This window comes from Streptomyces sp. AC550_RSS872 (assembly GCF_019049285.1).
Lineage (GTDB): Bacteria > Actinomycetota > Actinomycetes > Streptomycetales > Streptomycetaceae > Streptomyces.
This window is the reverse complement of record NZ_JAGMUL010000050.1, coordinates 73917-89673: the sequence shown is the minus strand read 5'-3', so window position 1 is coordinate 89673 and position 15757 is coordinate 73917. Positions and strand designations below refer to the sequence as shown.

The 15757-nt window shown below is 70.9% G+C and carries 14 protein-coding genes and 1 pseudogene; 9 read left to right on the top strand and 6 right to left on the bottom strand.

The window, feature by feature from the left end; all coding sequences use genetic code 11:
- The first annotated feature begins 101 nt into the window (after nucleotides 1-101).
- On the top strand, nucleotides 102-980 hold the full coding sequence (locus KUM44_RS21500) for an SRPBCC domain-containing protein (protein WP_217209947.1): 879 nt from the start codon (nucleotides 102-104) through the stop codon (nucleotides 978-980).
- 185 nt (nucleotides 981-1165) lie between these two features.
- Here KUM44_RS21500 and KUM44_RS21495 read toward each other — a convergent pair whose 3' ends face one another.
- The 5 genes from KUM44_RS21495 to KUM44_RS21475 form a co-directional block, all read right to left on the bottom strand.
- Nucleotides 1166-2662, bottom strand: coding sequence for an MFS transporter (locus KUM44_RS21495; RefSeq protein ID WP_217209945.1), 1497 nt, complete (start codon nucleotides 2660-2662; stop codon nucleotides 1166-1168).
- Between the two features lie 74 nt (nucleotides 2663-2736).
- On the bottom strand, nucleotides 2737-3759 hold the full coding sequence (gene fbaA, locus KUM44_RS21490) for a class II fructose-bisphosphate aldolase (RefSeq protein WP_217209944.1): 1023 nt from the start codon (nucleotides 3757-3759) through the stop codon (nucleotides 2737-2739).
- Between the two features lie 151 nt (nucleotides 3760-3910).
- Nucleotides 3911-4459 carry an orotate phosphoribosyltransferase gene (pyrE, locus tag KUM44_RS21485; RefSeq protein ID WP_217209943.1) on the bottom strand — a complete coding sequence of 183 codons (549 nt, stop codon included), beginning with the start codon at nucleotides 4457-4459 and terminating at the stop codon, nucleotides 3911-3913.
- Between the two features lie 9 nt (nucleotides 4460-4468).
- Nucleotides 4469-5266 carry an aldose 1-epimerase gene (locus KUM44_RS21480; RefSeq protein WP_217209942.1) on the bottom strand — a complete coding sequence of 266 codons (798 nt, stop codon included), beginning with the start codon at nucleotides 5264-5266 and terminating at the stop codon, nucleotides 4469-4471.
- Between the two features lie 96 nt (nucleotides 5267-5362).
- Nucleotides 5363-5782, bottom strand: a complete 420-nt coding sequence (locus KUM44_RS21475; RefSeq protein WP_217209941.1) for a DUF3151 domain-containing protein — start codon at nucleotides 5780-5782, stop codon at nucleotides 5363-5365.
- Between the two features lie 282 nt (nucleotides 5783-6064).
- Between KUM44_RS21475 and KUM44_RS21470 the strand changes: the two genes are divergently transcribed.
- From KUM44_RS21470 to kynU, 7 genes are all read left to right on the top strand, one after another.
- Nucleotides 6065-6562 carry a hypothetical protein gene (locus KUM44_RS21470; protein WP_254389851.1) on the top strand — a complete coding sequence of 166 codons (498 nt, stop codon included), beginning with the start codon at nucleotides 6065-6067 and terminating at the stop codon, nucleotides 6560-6562.
- Nucleotides 6563-6991: 429 nt separating this feature from the next.
- Nucleotides 6992-8377 carry a hypothetical protein gene (locus tag KUM44_RS21465; RefSeq protein ID WP_217209940.1) on the top strand — a complete coding sequence of 462 codons (1386 nt, stop codon included), beginning with the start codon at nucleotides 6992-6994 and terminating at the stop codon, nucleotides 8375-8377.
- A gap of 11 nt (nucleotides 8378-8388) precedes the next feature.
- Entirely contained in the window at nucleotides 8389-9129 is a 741-nt protein-coding gene (locus KUM44_RS21460) for an ABC transporter ATP-binding protein (RefSeq protein WP_217209939.1), read from the top strand.
- Entirely contained in the window at nucleotides 9126-10343 is a 1218-nt protein-coding gene (locus tag KUM44_RS21455) for an ABC transporter permease (protein WP_217209938.1), read from the top strand. Before KUM44_RS21460 ends, KUM44_RS21455 begins: the two co-directional genes overlap by 4 nt.
- A gap of 10 nt (nucleotides 10344-10353) precedes the next feature.
- Nucleotides 10354-11433 (top strand): hypothetical protein, encoded by a 1080-nt coding sequence (locus KUM44_RS21450; RefSeq protein ID WP_217209937.1) that lies wholly within the window; start codon nucleotides 10354-10356, stop codon nucleotides 11431-11433.
- Nucleotides 11434-11695: 262 nt separating this feature from the next.
- Nucleotides 11696-12523: a tryptophan 2,3-dioxygenase family protein gene (locus KUM44_RS21445; RefSeq protein WP_217209936.1), complete on the top strand. Its 828-nt coding sequence runs from the start codon at nucleotides 11696-11698 to the stop codon at nucleotides 12521-12523.
- The gene (gene kynU / locus KUM44_RS21440) at nucleotides 12516-13754 is read left to right on the top strand and encodes a kynureninase (RefSeq protein ID WP_217209935.1); all 1239 of its coding nucleotides are present in this window, start codon (nucleotides 12516-12518) and stop codon (nucleotides 13752-13754) included. Before KUM44_RS21445 ends, kynU begins: the two co-directional genes overlap by 8 nt.
- A 40-nt stretch (nucleotides 13755-13794) precedes the next feature.
- Here the strand turns inward: kynU and KUM44_RS21435 are convergent.
- A pseudogene (locus KUM44_RS21435) lies at nucleotides 13795-14391 on the bottom strand (TetR/AcrR family transcriptional regulator); the annotation flags it as partial.
- A 207-nt stretch (nucleotides 14392-14598) separates the two neighbouring features.
- Between KUM44_RS21435 and KUM44_RS21430 the strand changes: the two are divergent.
- Nucleotides 14599-15519, top strand: a complete 921-nt coding sequence (locus KUM44_RS21430) for an alpha/beta hydrolase (RefSeq protein ID WP_217209933.1) — start codon at nucleotides 14599-14601, stop codon at nucleotides 15517-15519.
- The last annotated feature ends 238 nt before the right edge of the window (nucleotides 15520-15757 follow it).

Genomic DNA, 15757 nt, shown 5'->3' with positions numbered 1-15757 from the left:
GACGGGCGGGAGCCGGGAGCATACGCCCGCGGGAGGGTGGCCGGTGCGAATCCCCGGATGTTCGGGTGCGCTTCTCGCCATGCTGGGTAGGCTCGGGCCTCATGGAGCATGAGGTGTTCGTTCCGGTTGCGGCCGAGCGGCTCAGGGAGGTGCTGGCCGATCCCGTACGGGTCGCCCGGGCGGTCCCCGGGCTCCAGCAGGACGCCGGCGCCGAGCCGGTCGCCGGGCGGCTGAAGGTGCGGGTCGCAGGTCACACCATCACCTATCGGGGTGCCGCTCGGGTGTCCGCGCGGGAGGACGGGTCGTACGCCGTCGAGGGCGACGCGACCGAGGCGCGCGGCACCGGTTCGGTGAAGCTCGCGCTCACGGTGTGGGTTCGGGAGGCCGAGGGCGGCTCGGGGGCCACGGTGCGGTTCGAGGGGTCGGCTTCCGCGGACGGGCGGGTTGCGGAGTTCCCGGCCGAGGCGGTCGAGGCGGCTGTGGGACGGCTGCTGAACCGTTTCGGGGAACAGCTGGGGACGGTGGCGGATCAGGAGAGGGACAGGGACGCGGACGGGACTCCTGCCGACGAGACCGCCGACAGGACCGCTGACGAGACCGCTGACGAGGGCTTGGCGCCGGGGGAGTTCGAGACTCGGGTCACCAGTGACTTCGAGACGACACCGGATGCGGATGATGCTGCGGCGCCCGAGCCGGGGCCTGAGGCGGGCGCGCCTGTGGAGGCCGGTGGCGGTGCCGGTGCCGGTGCTGGTGACGCTGCCGGTGAGCCTCCCGTCGCTGAGGCGGCTCATGCTCGGCGGACGATGATCGGGCGTAGTGCGGAGGAAGTGGACCATGCGCCGCCGCGCGGGCGGTACGCGCCGGTCCCCGCGCCGCAGACGGTGGTGCCGAGTTCGGCGTTGCGGTGGGCGGCTCCGGCTGCGGCGGTGGTGTTGGCTTCGGCGATCGTGGTGAGTCGGGTGATCCGGCGCCGGCGGTGAGGTGCGTTTCCCCGCAGGCCATGAACCCCGCACGCGGAACACGCTCGCCAGTACCGGAACGGGTGCACCTGTGGGCCTCAGTCCGACGTTCGAGGACGAGGCCCTTGGGGCCGAGGCGAGGGGCTGGGGGCGGCAGCCCCCAGGGATGGGACGGGTAGGGGCGGCGGGGGCGAGGAACAACATGCCTATCCGTCGCCGTCCCCGCCCCCATCGACCGTCAACCGCCCCCTGCTCCGCACCCCCTCCAACGGCGGCGCCGTGATCGACCCGTGGTGGAGGCATTCGGGCTTGCGGCAGTCCGGGGGCAGGGGACGCACCGTCGCGAAGGCCACCACGGCCCCGATCACCAGCACCGCCGCACACCACACCATCGCCTGCCCGAACGAGTCGTCGAAGGCGGCCGGCGAGCGATACGCCTCCTCCCCCATCCCGGCGAGCAACGGCAGCGCGGCCACCGCGACGAGGCCCGCCGCTCGGGCCGCCGCGTTGTTGACACCGCTGGCCAGCCCCGCGCGGGCGGTGTCGACGGAGGCCAGGACGGTGGCCGTCAGAGGGGCCACGAGGGTGACCATGCCGAGGCCGAGGACGAGCAGGGCGGGCAGGACGTCGAGGAGGTACGAGGCGTCCGGGCCGACCCGCAGCATCAGCAGCATCCCGGCCGCGCACAGCAGGGGCCCCACCGTCAGCGGGATCCGGGGACCGATCCGGTCGGCGAGGGCGCCCGAGCGGGCCGAGAACAGCAGCATCAGGGCGGTCGTCGGCAGCAGCGCCGTACCGGCACCGAGAGCGGAGTAGCCGACGACGACCTGGAGCTGAAGGGCGCCGAGGAAGAAGAAGCCGCCGAAGGCCGCGTAGACGCAGAGGGTGACGAGGTTGACCGCCGTGAACTGGCGGGACCTGAAGATGTCCAGCGGCATCATCGGGTCGGGGCGATGGCGCTCGACGTACACGAAGGCGACCCCGGCCGCCACGCCTCCCACCGCGGTGAGGGCCACGACCAGCGAGCCCGACCGGGCCTCGATCAGCGCGTAGGTCACCAGGGCGAGGGACAGCGCGCCGAGGGCCGCGCCGAGTACGTCGAAGCGGGCGCCGTGGGCGCGGCCGTCTCCCGACTCGGGGACATGGCGTACGGCGACCGGCACGCACACCAGCGCCACCGGCACGTTGAGCAGGAACACCCAGCGCCAGCCCGGCCCGTCCACCAGCCAGCCGCCCAGGAACGGGCCCACCGCAGCGCCGATCCCCCCGAAACCCGACCACAGGCCGACCGCCCGACCCCGGTCGTCGGGATGGAAGGACGCCTGGATGAGCGCCAGCGAGCCCGGCGTGAGGAGCGCCCCGCCGACGCCCTGGAGCGCCCTGGCCGCGATGAGGACGCCGGCGTTCGGGGCGATCCCGCACAGCAGCGAGGCCGCCGCGAACCATACGACCCCGATGACGAAGATCTTGCGCCGCCCGTACCGGTCCCCCAGCGATCCGCCGAGCAGGATCAGGCCGGCCAGCGTCAGCATGTACGCGTTGACCGTCCACTGGAGCGCCGCGAGGTCGGCGTCGAGGTCACGGCCGATGCGGGGGAGGGCGACGTTGACGACGGTCGAGTCCAGCATCGCCATGCTGGAGCCGAGGACGGTGGTGAGCAGGATCCATTTGCCCTGCGGTGAGGCCAGCCGGACGTCGGGCATGTCCCCAGGTATACAGCGAGCCCGGCGCCATGGGCAGGCGCCGGGCTCGCAGGTCCCCGGATGAAACCCGGGAACTACTTGATCTTCGTACCCGTCGAGCGCAGGTTCGAGCAGGCCTCCGTCACGCGCGCGGCCATGCTCGCCTCGGCGAGCTTGCCCCAGGTCCGCGGGTCGTAGGTCTTCTTGTTGCCGACCTCGCCGTCGACCTTGAGGACACCGTCGTAGTTCTGGAACATGTGGGCCGCCACCGGACGCGTGAAGGCGTACTGGGTGTCGGTGTCGATGTTCATCTTGACGACGCCGTTGTCCAGCGCGGTCGCGATCTCCTCGGCGGAGGAGCCGGAGCCGCCGTGGAAGACGAAGTCGAACGGGGAGGTCTTGCCGTACTTGGCGCCGACACCCTCGTTGAGGTCCTTCAGCAGCTCGGGGCGGAGCACGACGTTGCCCGGCTTGTAGACGCCGTGGACGTTGCCGAAGGAGGCGGCGAGCAGGTAACGCCCCTTCTCACCGAGCCCGAGGGCCTCGGCCGTACGGATCGCGTCGTCGACGGTCGTGTACAGCGAGTCGTTGATCTCGTGCGAGACGCCGTCCTCCTCGCCGCCGGTCGGGGTGATCTCGACCTCGAGGATGATCTTCGCGGCGCGGGCGCGCTCCAGCAGCTCCTGCGCGATGGCGAGGTTGTCGGCGAGGGTCTCGGCCGAGCCGTCCCACATGTGCGACTGGAACAGCGGGTTCTCGCCGCGCGCGACGCGCTCCTCGGACACGGCGAGCAGCGGGCGTACGTACCCGTCGAGCTTGTCCTTCGGGCAGTGGTCCGTGTGCAGGGCGACGGTGATGTCGTACTTCTTGGCGACGATGTGCGCGAACTCGGCCAGGGCGACGGCGCCGGTGACCATGTCCTTGCTGTGCTGGCCGCCGAGGAACTCCGCACCACCCGTGGAGATCTGGATGATGCCGTCGCTCTCCGCCTCCGCGAAGCCGCGCAGGGCCGCGTGCAGGGTCTGGGAGGAGGTCACGTTGATGGCCGGGTAGGCGAACTTGCCTGCCTTCGCCCGGTCGAGCATCTCGTTGTAGACCTCGGGGGTTGCGATGGGCATCTGTCCGCTCCTTGGAGTGTGCGGGTTGACGTGCAGCGTTACTGCTTGTTTCTTACGGCCCTGACCTAGACCTTGGGGGGTGTGTGACGTCGTCGTCGGCCCCATCTTTCCAGACGAACCGGGATGCTCCGAGCGCCTGTACGCCGGGGGTTCAGTCGAGGCCGAGCTCGTCCTTGGAGTAGGCGAACAGGTACGGCACTCGGGCGCCCGCCTGGATCTTCTCGGCGGCGCCGGTGGCCCGGTCGACGATCGTCGCGACGCCGACGACCTCGGCGCCCGCCTCGCGCACGGCCTCCACGGCGGTGAGCGGCGAACCCCCGGTGGTGGAGGTGTCCTCGACGACGAGCACCCGCCGCCCCGTGATGTCCGGCCCCTCGACCCGGCGCTGAAGGCCATGCGCCTTCGCGGCCTTGCGCACCACAAAGGCGTCCAGCCGCTTCCCGCGGGCGGCGGCGGCGTGCAGCATCGCGGCGGCGACGGGGTCGGCGCCCATGGTGAGCCCGCCCACCGCGTCGAACTCCAGCTCGGCCGTCAGATCGAGCAGCACCTGCCCGACGAGCGGGGCCGCCTCCCCGTCGAGGGTGATACGCCGGAGATCGACGTAGTAGTCGGCCTCCAGACCCGACGACAGGGTCACCTTGCCGTGCACCACGGCCTTGTCCTTGATCTGCTGCAACAGCTCGCCACGTACGTCAGTCATGCCGCCAGCTTAGAGGCGCCGCCAGCTCCAGACGGTCGTGGCCTCGAGCGGTTCCAGGAGCGTGACCAGGCGAGGCAGGCTGTTCAGCCCGTTGGGCGGCCCGGTCTGCGGCTCGACGCACACGGCGGCCTCCTGCTCGTCGTACACGACCACCCACTCGTCCCGGCTGCTCACCTTCAGCTCCAACTGCCCCGGCCACGTGAGCGTGACGTCGACCCCGCCCGGCATCCCGAAGCAGTCGTCCCAGGGCCCGGGGACCGGCTCGATCCGCTCCCCGGTGGGGAGGTGATCCTCCCCGCGCTCCTCCTGCCACCCAGGTGTGAAGTCGAGCCGGACGTCCTGCGCCCCCTCCCCGCCGAGATTCCGGTTGAACCAGGGATGCCAGCCGATCTGCGCCGGAAAGGACGTCTCGTACGTCTCGACGGCCATGGTGAGGCTGAGACTGTCCTGCGCGAGCCGCACGACCTGCGTGACCCGGCCGGCGTAGGGCCACGGCTCGACCAGGTCGTACGTGATGACGGCCTCGTCACCGGCGACCCGGACGACCTTCCAGGCACCGTCCCGGACCGTGCCGTGGATGGCGTGCGGCGGCGCGTTCAGCGGCATCTGCCGCACGACGGCGCCGTCCATGAACCGCCCGTCCCGAATCCGCCCGCACCAGGGAACCATCGGAAAACACCCGTACCGCTCCCCCTGCCGCAGCAACTCCCGCCCCGCGACCCGAAGCCCCCCGACCCGCCCGCCGTTCCCCGGCAGCACGTCCACCTCCGCGTCACCCGCGGTCAGCGTGATGTGTTCGTTACTCACGGGATGACCCTACTGGGGCGATCAAGACGACGGTGCAGGCATTCCGGCCTGTCCCGGTCCGAGGACGAGGACACAGCTTTTGAGCTGCGGTGACTGTTATCGCTTCAGCTCGGCGTACGCCTCGGCGCTGCTGTCCTGAAGGAACTGCCAGCAACGCTCCGTCTCGTCCTTCTCGTTGATCTCGCCGGCAGCACGGGCGAGGGCCGCGAGGCAGCGCAGGAACCCGCGATTGGCCCGGTGGTCCCAAGGGATGGGCCCATGTCCCTTCCACCCGGCACGGCGCAGGGAGTCCAGACCGCGGTGATAGCCGGTGCGCGCGTAGGCGTACGACTCGATGACTCGCCCCGCCTCGAAGGCGTCGTCGGCGAGCATCGCCCAGGCGAGCGAGAACGTGGGGTGCTTTGCCGCGACCGCGGCCGGGGGCTGGGACTCCTCGCCCAGCAGGCGGTACGCCTCCTCGTTCTCCGGGAGGTAGGTCGGGTCCGGGCCGCCGAGCAGGTTCTTGTGCGTCGTCATGGAAGCAGTCTGCCACTGGCCGAGTTCAAGCAGGCATGGTCTTCCGCTCCGGTGCTCAGGTGACGGACGGGAGCCGGGGCCCTGATGCCATTCCGGGGAAGTCGGTTCCATCGCCAGGGCGTGATGAACAAGCCATTGTCGATGTTCTGGCTGAAATTGTGCTGCAAGATCGATGTCATGTACGAATAAGGAACACACACCGCGCCTGGGGAGTTGGGGCGCGGTGATTTCACGGTTTCCTGACCCGGAACCCGTTTCGGTATCTCACGGGGAGACAATCGAATGAACAAGGGCATACGTATGCGCCTGATGTCCGGGGCTGCCGCCGCTTTCGCGGCCGGAGCCCTCGTGCTGACGGCGTCGCCTGCGCACGCCACGAAGGCCTCCACTTCGGTGGGCCTCCCGGGCGGCAACAAGATCTCGATCAACGCATGGCACTGCGGTTTCTACGTCACGACCTGTGACTGGAAGGCGTCCACGAAGATGTCGGGGTCGAACCCGGCCAAGGCGAAGTGGATTCAGAACCGCGCCGAACTGGCGGCCCACGGCATCAGCGTCTCCATCACGATCTCCAAGAACCCCGAGGCCACGCTCACGATGAAGAGCCGGTCCCTGGGTGAGGTGCGCTGGAAGAACACCAACGCCAAGATCTCCGACACCTACGGCCAGATGCGCCCGGGCGGTGCCACCACCTACGTGTCGACCAAGAGCTGCGGCTCGGCCAAGGTCACCAACTCGATCAACGTGAGCGAGAAGTGCGCCTACGCGGGTGCCGCTTGATCATCTTCCGCTTCGGCTGAGCTGATGCGGCGCGTGAACTGAGTAAAGGTGTCACACCGTCAGGGCCCGGCGGTGTGACACCTTTTCGTAAGCTTGAAGGACGACGCACGGGGGCGTTCGGTGAAATTCAGTGCGGCGACGCCCGGCGGAAAGCTGGCGTCCCGATTTGTCGGGGCGGTCATGTGTGCCGCCGTCATGACGTCATGCACATCCGCGTCCGATGAATCCGGGAGGCGTGAATCCGCCGCTGCCCGGCAATTCGACCTTCTGGTCAGTAAACAGAACGGCTATTACTACCATCCGTTCCTGCGCCAACAGCCGGCGGGGCCGCAGGCACAGTCTTTCGCGCTGCGGACGCTGTCCGAACTGGGCCGTGACCCCAAGACCAGCATGGCCTCGGCCCAGGTCAGGTCGTTTCGCAGGGGAGCATTGGAGACCTCCTCGCTCTGGGGGCGCGACTGGCTGATCCCGCTGCGGCGGGCCGGCGCCGACGAGGCGCTGGGCGCCGGCGACGCGGCGGAGGTGAACAAGGCCCGGGCCAAGGGCGGCTGGTACGTCGACTCCGCCCTCGGCGGCGACGGGGACGCGGCGCGCCTGGGCGGCACCTGGGCCGCCCTCGAAGTGCTCGACTCCCTCGGGCGCCTGGACGACCTCCCGGCGGCGGACCGGGCCGTCACCGTCGCGTGGCTGCGCTCGCTGGCCGAGAAACCCCGGGCGCTCGACCAGAGCAGCGCCCTGGCCCGCTCGCTCAAGCTGCTGAAGGAGCCCGTTCCTCGCAGCCTCAGCCGGATCGCGGTTCCGCGCACGGACGACTTCGCGGACCTCACGCCCGACGACAGGGCGACCCGGCTTGCCGACACCTACAGCTATGTCCTGATCCAGGAGGCGGCGGGGAAGCGGCCCACCGTGAACCGCCGGGTCTGGGAACCGGTGCTCCGGGACGGCGCGGCGACCCTTCCCTACGAGCAGCTCTACGAGCTGGTCCTCGTGCTGAAGGCGGCCGGTTCGCCGAAGAGCGTGTTCGCGCCGGTGCTGAAGAGGCTCGACGGCGAACGGCTCGACGACGGGACGGTACGCGACCCCGACGCCTACCTCGGTAACCCGGACGCCTCCCTCTTCGTGCAACGTCTGCGGGCGGTGGCGGGCTGGTCGCACGAGGATCCCGGGCTGCTGGCGGCGCTGGAGCGCGAGGAGAAGTCCGGCGACGTCAGCCAGGAAGGCGCCGAGCGGCTGAACCGTGCCGCCCTGCGCAAGGTCACCGCGGGCGGCGACACGAGCGAACAGGCGCGGCACCTGTGCGCCGACCCGCGGGTGCTGCCCACGACCGTGACCGAACGGAACGCCAGGCAGTGGCAGCGCACCGCCCTCATCTGCACCGACGCCGGCGCCTCGACCGCGGCCCCGACGATCGGGACATGGAGTGCGGACACTCCGGACGGGGTGGTGGCGGCAGCCACGGTGGCCGTCGGGCTGGCCGACAGCGGCCACCGCGACCGCGTCCCGTCCTGGATCACCGCCGACGCCCTGAAGCAGTGGGCCCGCAACCCGGACCGGTTCACCTCCGTCTACGACTACACGCTCGTCGTACGGGCCTACGCGCTGCTCGGCGGCGCACTGGACGCGACGCTGCGCGAAGCCCTCGGGCGCGGCGTCACGCCGTACAAGGGGTGCCCCGGGCTGCCCGGCCTGTACCAGGTCGGCCGCGGCGACGACGCCTGCGACCTGAAGACCACCTGGGGCGTGTGGACCCTGGACCGGCAGCTGAACGGCTCCATGGGATGGTTGCCGACCGGTATCCCGAGTGACAGAAAGTGAGCGAGAGTTCGGTGAGCGCATTGCTGCGGGCCGAGGGCGTGGGCAAGTCCTACACCCTGCGGGGAAGGAGGGTCGACGTCCTGCGCGGCGTCGACCTCGCCGTGAGAGGAGGCGAGGTCACCGCCTTGGTCGGCCACTCGGGCTCCGGGAAGACCACACTCCTGCACATACTCGGGCTGCTGACCCCGCCGGACAGCGGCCGGGTGTTCGTCGAGGGCGCCGACGGCACGGGGCTCGTCGACACCTCGGGTCTGGCGGACGGGGCGCTGGCGGATCTGCGCCGCAGCAGGATCGGGTTCGTGTTCCAGTCGTACAACCTGTTGCCGCAGCACTCGGCGCTGCGCAACGTCGTCCTGCCGTTCCTCGGCCGTCGCGGCGACGGCGAGGCACGCGCTCGCGCGCTGCTGGCGCGGGTCGGGCTCGCGGAGCGTGCCGACCATCTGCCCAGTGAACTGTCGGGCGGCGAGCAGCAGCGGGTGGCGCTGGCACGGGCGTTGATCAACGACCCGCCCGTCGTGCTGGCCGACGAGCCGACCGGGAACCTCGACACGGAGAGCGAGGAGGTGCTCCTCGGGCTGTTCCGGGAACTGGTGGACGAAGGCCGGGCGGTGCTGCTGGTGACGCACAACCCGGCGGTGTCGGAGTTCGCGGACGTGGTGCACCGCCTGGACAAGGGAGCGTTCACGTCGCCGGCCGAGGGTTCGCGGACCGAGAACGCGGCCGAGCGAGTGGAGACGGAGAGCGCGGAATGAACATCTTCAGTCTGGCGCTGGCCAATGTCCGTGCTCTGCGCCGCCGGTTGTTCGGTCTCGTGGCGCTGGTCTCGGTCGCCGCCGCCGTCTGCCTCGGCGCTCTCGGCATCGCCGACCGGGCGCAGGGCGCCGCCGATTCCGGCGTCAAGGAGAGCAGCGCCAACCGCAGCATCACCGTCGACAAGCCCACCGACCGGCCCGACACCCCGCAGCTGACGGACCGTACCGCCGCCCGGCTTGCGAAGCTGCCCCGCGTCGAGTCGGTGCAGCCCCGGGCGCAGGTCTCGTTCGGCGTGCTGACCAAGGCGGGCGACACCGTCCTGCTGTATGCGACGACCTACCGGTCCGCCCTGACGCCGCCGGTCACCAAGTCCGTACGCAAGAACCTCTTCCCGCTGAAACCCGGCGAGATCGTGGCCCCGGCCGCTTCCCAGGGCGTGAACCTGAGCAAGCTGGTGGGCCAGGAGATCGACATCGAGACCACCCGGTACGTACGGCAGGGCGAGGGCACCGGAGTCACCAGCCACGCCCGCCTGGTAGGGGTGTACGACCCGACCTGGCAGCTGGACAACCCGGATGCCGCGTACGCCGCCGACGCCACCGTGATCAAGTGGGCGGCGCAGCGGTCCGGGGAACCGGTGGACAGTTACCTGTCCACCGTTGGCTACGACCAGCTGACCGTGGTCGCGAAGACGGCGGCGGACGTGCCGGCCGTGACCAAGGAGGTGCAGCGGCTGGGCTATCCGGCGGTCACCCTCCAGCAGCAGCTCGACGCCCTCCCCGCCGTGCTGGAGATGATCAAGGTCGTCGGCCAGGTTCTGCTCGGTGTGCTCGGGGTGCTCGCGTTCGTCGGCGCCGTCACCGTGACCGGCGCGCTGTCGCGGCAGCGCGCACAGGAGATCGGCATCCTCAAGGCAGTCGGTTTCCGCACCAGGTCGGTTCTGACGATGCTGGTCACGGAGATGGCACTGGTCGGTGCCGTGGCCGCGCTGATCGGTACCGCGCTCGGCGCGGTGCTCGGCGGCGGTGCCGCGGCGCTGCTGCGGGGCAGCGCTGACCTGGCGCCGTACGTCAAGGGCTGGGTGCTGCTGCCGTCCGCGGGCACCCTGCTTCTGCTCCTCGGCCTGACGGTGCTGGTGGTGGCGATGGGTTCGCTGGCCCCGGCACGCAGGGCGGCGAGGATGTCCCCCACAGATGCGATGAAGGACTGGTGAACCACCCCCCATGCCGTACCTCACGACACGTAAGCACCGCACACGGCTGACCGGTCCGGCCCGAGCAATCCTCCTCCTGGCCGCGCTCAGCTCGACGGCCGCGCTGACCACGGCCTGTTCCGGCCCGGGCGGGGTAGACCTGGGTGACGACTGGAAGGGCTCCCGGACCTTCGCGCTCGCCAAGGTCAACGGCCTCGTGACGGTCGTCGGGATCAACCCGGACAAGACCAGGGCGGAAAGCCTGGCCGTCGTGCCCCAGCAGGCCGACGACGACGATTCGATCAGCCCGCACATCGTGCAACTGGCCGACGGGCGCTGGTTGTTGACCGTCCCCCGCAAGGATGGCAAGCCGGACCGGCGGTACGAGATCAACCGCACCGACCACACCCTGGACGGCATGACGGGCGATGAGCGGCTGCGCCGTATCACGCCGGGCAAGACCCTGGTCGCCGAGGCCGCGGGTCTGCCCGACGGAAAGTCGGCGGGCGGCACCGCCGAATCCAGCGTGCTGGTCAAGGACCCGGCAGACTGGACCACCAAGCGCCAGCTGAAGGTCCCCGGCACCATTGAACTCGCGGCCTCGGATCCGGCGTCGGACATGATCTGCCTGGGCAGCGGCTCGGGCAGTGACACCAAGGTCTCCGTAGCGAACCTGACCGACGGCAAGGTCACGCCCGTACCCGTGCCGAGTGGTCTGGAGGTCACGGATCTCGCGTGTCCCTCCGGCCGTCCGGTCGTCGTCGGCTCCCCGGCCTCGGCGAAGTCCCGTGACGTCAAGATCTCCCTCAAGCGCACCGCCGCCGAGACGGTGGTCACGGTGGACGGAGGCCGGGTCGACGCAGTGGCGGCGACGGACTCGTCGATCGTGGTCGCGGCGGCCACAGGCAACGACACCGAGCTGGTGGAGGTCGATGCCGCGAACGGAAAGGAACTGCACCGCGCCCGCGTCAAGGACCTCGCCGCGTCCCTGAGCATCACCCCCACCTCGACCGGCTGGCTCGTCTACGCCGAGCAAACGGTGACCCGGGTGAACCTCGTCACCGGCAAGACCAAGCAGTTCGACCTGCCGGGAACCCTCCTGGACTCCTGACCCTGGCCGTGATCACGGGCTGATCACGCACCGCGCAGCGGGACACGTGCGGACCAGTGCGGACTACCGAGCGTAGTTCTCCCTGGTCCGCAGTGCTTTCGCTGCGAACCCGCAGGTCATCCCCACCCCTCACGGGAATGCGCTGACCCGGGCGGGCCTTGCGATGCGGGGGGAGATACCTGAGGATGCCGGGTGGGGACCGGGGCCCCTTTGCCGATAACGGCAGGGCGGACCGCTACCCGGAGTTACACAGGAGACAGCAATGTCCCACCCTCAGGAGCTCGAGACTCCCAATCTCGACTTCGCCGGCACGACGCCGTACGAGGACTACGTCAAGGCGGACGTGCTCACCCACCTCCAGCACACCCTCTCCGACGACCCCGGAGAGATGGTCTTCCTGGTCACGACCCAGGTCATGGAGCTGTGGTTCACGGTCATCGTCCACGAGTGGGAGACAGCGGCACGCGCCCTGCGCGAGGACCGGCCCGACGTGGCGATCGACGCCCTGAAGCGTTCCGTACGGGAACTGGACGCCCTGAACGCCTCCTGGAAGCCGCTCGGCCAGCTCACGCCGGCCCAGTTCAACGCGTACCGCAGCGCCCTCGGCGAGGGCTCCGGCTTCCAGTCCGCGATGTACCGCCGGATGGAGTTCCTGCTCGCCGAGAAGTCCGCGTCCATGCTGGTCCCGCACCGCGGCGCCCCCCGCGTCCACGCGGAACTGGAGAAGGCCCTGCACGAGCCGAGCCTCTACGACGAGGTGCTGCGCTTCCTCGCCCGGCGCGGCCGCGCCATCCCGCAGAGCGTGCTGACGCGCGACGTGTCCCAGCGGTACGAGCCGTCGGACGCGGTGGAGGCGGTGTGGACCGACATCTACTCCGGTGACCAGAACTCCGAACTCACCCGCCTCGGCGAGGCGTTGACCGACGTGGCCGAACTGGTCTGGCGCTGGCGCAACGACCACCTGGTCGCCACCCGGCGCGCGATGGGCGCCAAGTCCGGCACGGGCGGCTCGGCCGGGGTCGCCTGGCTGGAGAAGCGGGCGCGGAAGAACGTCTTCCCGGAGCTGTGGACGGCCAGGTCCCATGTCTGAGATCGGGGAAGGGATCGGGGAAGAGCCCGGGAAAGAGTTCGCGGAACTCGCCGCCAGGGCGGAGAAGCTGGACGCGGCCGACGAACTCGCCGCCAAGCGCGCTGAGTTCGTGCTCGACGAGGTCGTCTACCTCGACGGGAACTCGCTGGGCGCCCTGCCGGCCAAGGTGCCGGGACGGGTCGAGGACGTCGTCCTGCGGCAGTGGGGCCGGCTGCGTATCCGGTCCTGGGAGGAGAGCGGCTGGTGGACCGCGCCGGAGCGGATCGGCGACCGGATCGCCCCGCTGGTCGGCGCGGCGCCGGGCCAGGTCGTGGTCGGCGACTCGACAAGTGTCAATGTCTTCAAGGCACTTGTGGCGGCCGTCCGGATGGCAGGGGAGGGCCGGGACGAGATCCTCGTCGACGCGACCACCTTCCCCACGGACGGGTACATCGCCGAGTCGGCGGCGCGCATGACCGGCCGTACGCTGCGCCCCGTGACGCCCGCGGAGGTGCCGGCCGCGCTGAACGACCGTACGGCCGCGGTCCTGCTGAACCACGTCGACTACCGCACCGGCCGGCTGCACGACCTGCCCTCCCTCACGGCCGCGGTGCACACGGCGGGGGCGTACGCCGTCTGGGACCTCTGCCACAGCGCGGGCGCGCTGCCGGTCGGCCTGGACGAGCACGGCGTCGACCTGGCGGTCGGTTGCACGTACAAGTACCTGAACGGCGGGCCGGGTTCACCGGCGTACCTGTACGTACGCCGGGACCTCCAGGACCGCTTCGACTCGCCGCTGCCCGGCTGGAACTCCCACGCCGACCCCTTCGGTATGCGCGGCGACTTCACCCCGGCGGACGGCGCGCTGCGCGGTCGTGTCGGCACGCCGGACATCCTCTCCATGCTGGCCCTGGAGGCCGCGCTGGAGGTCTGGGAGGGCGTGTCGGTCGAGGCGGTGCGGGCCAAGTCGCTCGCGTTGACGGACTTCTTCCTGGAGTGCGTCGCCGCCCATGTGCCCGAAGGCCGTGTGGAGTCGGTGACTCCGGTGGCCCACGGGGAGCGCGGCAGCCAGGTGGCGCTGCGGTGCGAGGGCGCCGGGGACGTGATGAAGGCGCTCGTCGAACGGGGCGTGGTCGGCGACTTCCGCCACCCCGACGTGCTGCGTTTCGGTTTCACGCCGTTGTACGTGGGGTTCGCGGACGTGGAGCGGGCGGCTCGGGTGCTGGCGCGGGTGCTGGCTGAGGTGCCGTAGCCCTCGTGCGGCTGTCGTGGTGGTGGGCGCCGTACTGGCCGACGTACACCCCCGCCACGGCAGCCGCGTGCGCGGCCCGCGCGGCGCGCTCGGCGGCGGGGGCGTCGGGGACCAGCCCGGTCGTCAGCAACTGGTAGTAGAGGGGAGCCGACACCGCCCGTACGACCTCCTCGGCGTCCGTTCCGACCGGCAACTCCCCCCGTGCGACGCCCTGTTCGACGCACGGTGCCCACTCCGCCACCCGGACCTCGTAGAACCGGCGGAGCGCCTGCGTCGTACGTTCGTCGCAGGTCGCCGCGGCGATGACGGCGCGGAAGAGGGCGCCCTGGCGGGGATCCGCCAACGTCCGTTGCACCAGTGCGGCGTTGGCCCGCAGGTCCCCCAGCACGGACCCGGTCTCCTCGCGCGGCAGCGACTGCTCGGCCATGTCCGCGAGCAGGTCGGCCACCAGCCCGGTCACCGAGCCCCAGCGCCGGTACACGGTCGTCTTGCCGACGTCGGCGCGGCGGGCGACGTCGGCGAGGTCGAGGCCGTCGAAACCCTGCTCCACCAGGATGTCCCCGGCCGTGCGCAGTACGGCTGCGCGGACACGCGCGGTACGCCCTCCGGGACGTACGGTGCCGGGTTCGGCGGACATATCGGCCTCCTTGGTGCGGGGTCGGTCTGCGGTGCGTGCCGCGATGCCAGCGTAACGAAACAGCAGAACCGTTTACCCCTCACCCAGCGTGACATCCGCGTGTCCACGCACGTCACCCGCCTGATACCGTCCCCGCCAACGGCCGAGTTCCCTGGTCCGCCACCCCCGCTTTCGTCCAAAACCGTTTCTTCGCTGAGAGGTTGGAGCATGCCGGACGACGTCGCAGCAGCCCGGGCCGCCGCCGAAGAGGAGTCCGCCTTCTCGCACCCGCCCGTCGATCCCGACGCCATCGCTACCTACGGTGACCACCCCGACCAGGTGATCGACTTCTACGCCCCGCGCGGCGAGACCGCCCCCGGCGACCTGGCCCCGCTGGTCGTCGTCCTGCACGGCGGGGCGTGGCGGGCGCCGTACGACCGGCGGCACGTCACGCCGCTCGCGGACTTTCTCGCGCGGCGGGGGTTCGCGGTGGCCAATGTGGAGTACCGGCGGGGGGCGGAGGCCGGGGACAGCGCGGGGGGCGCGGTGAGCCCGGGTGGTGAGGGCGGTGTCGGCGGCGGGCCGGTCGCCGGGCGCTGGCCGGACACCTTCGACGACATCGCCGCCGCGCTGGACGCGCTGCCCGCGCTCGTGCGGGAGACGCTCCCGCAGGCCGACCCGCGCCGGACCGTCCTCACCGGCCACTCCGCCGGCGGCCACCTGGCCCTCTGGGCCGCGGCTCGCCATGTCCTCCCCGCCGACTCCTCCTGGCGCACCGACCGCCCGGCGCCGCTGCGCGGCGTGGTCGCCCTGGCCCCGATCGCCGACTTCACGGTCGCCGACAAGCTGGACGTCTGCGGGGGCGCTGCGCGGCAACTCCTGGGCGGAGCAGTGGAGTTCGCCGAGCGTCGGCCCTACGCCGATCCCGCGCTGCTGCTCCCGACCGGCATCGCGACGACCCTCGTCCAGGGCCGCACGGACAACGTGGTCCCGCAGGCGGTCGCCGAGTCCTATGCGGACGCGGCGGCGAAGGCGGGGGAGGTGGTCGGACTGACGTTACTGGAGGACGTCGGCCACTTCCCGCTGATCGATCCGGCGGCGGACGCGTGCGCGGTGGTGGTGGAGGAGATCGCGCAGTTGGCGTGGTGAGGTGCGACATCCGCAGCGTGAGGCGTTGCGCGCCCCCTGCATACCCGTAATACCTGAGAGCTACGTCGCAGGTGAGCTCTCCGGCGTGACGCGGACGACGACGCCTGATCCGTAACTTCCCCTCCAGACAAGCCCGATGGCCGGGCGGACGGAGGGGGAGACGACCGTGGGGCGTACTACGGGGGCAGCCCAGGCGGGTGTGCCGGTCCAGGCGACAGCGCGGGGCAGGGCGAGCGGG

Coding starts and splice junctions, on each gene's coding strand:
- pyrE (WP_217209943.1), bottom strand. CDS start 4,459: ATGACTGACGTACGTGGCGAGCTGTTGCAGCAGATCAAGGACAAGGCC.
- KUM44_RS21430 (WP_217209933.1), top strand. CDS start 14,599: ATGCCGGACGACGTCGCAGCAGCCCGGGCCGCCGCCGAAGAGGAGTCC.
- kynU (WP_217209935.1), top strand. CDS start 12,516: ATGTCTGAGATCGGGGAAGGGATCGGGGAAGAGCCCGGGAAAGAGTTC.
- fbaA (WP_217209944.1), bottom strand. CDS start 3,759: ATGCCCATCGCAACCCCCGAGGTCTACAACGAGATGCTCGACCGGGCG.
- KUM44_RS21475 (WP_217209941.1), bottom strand. CDS start 5,782: ATGACGACGCACAAGAACCTGCTCGGCGGCCCGGACCCGACCTACCTC.
- KUM44_RS21455 (WP_217209938.1), top strand. CDS start 9,126: ATGAACATCTTCAGTCTGGCGCTGGCCAATGTCCGTGCTCTGCGCCGC.
- KUM44_RS21445 (WP_217209936.1), top strand. CDS start 11,696: ATGTCCCACCCTCAGGAGCTCGAGACTCCCAATCTCGACTTCGCCGGC.
- KUM44_RS21500 (WP_217209947.1), top strand. CDS start 102: ATGGAGCATGAGGTGTTCGTTCCGGTTGCGGCCGAGCGGCTCAGGGAG.
- KUM44_RS21495 (WP_217209945.1), bottom strand. CDS start 2,662: ATGCCCGACGTCCGGCTGGCCTCACCGCAGGGCAAATGGATCCTGCTC.
- KUM44_RS21470 (WP_254389851.1), top strand. CDS start 6,065: ATGAACAAGGGCATACGTATGCGCCTGATGTCCGGGGCTGCCGCCGCT.
- KUM44_RS21450 (WP_217209937.1), top strand. CDS start 10,354: ATGCCGTACCTCACGACACGTAAGCACCGCACACGGCTGACCGGTCCG.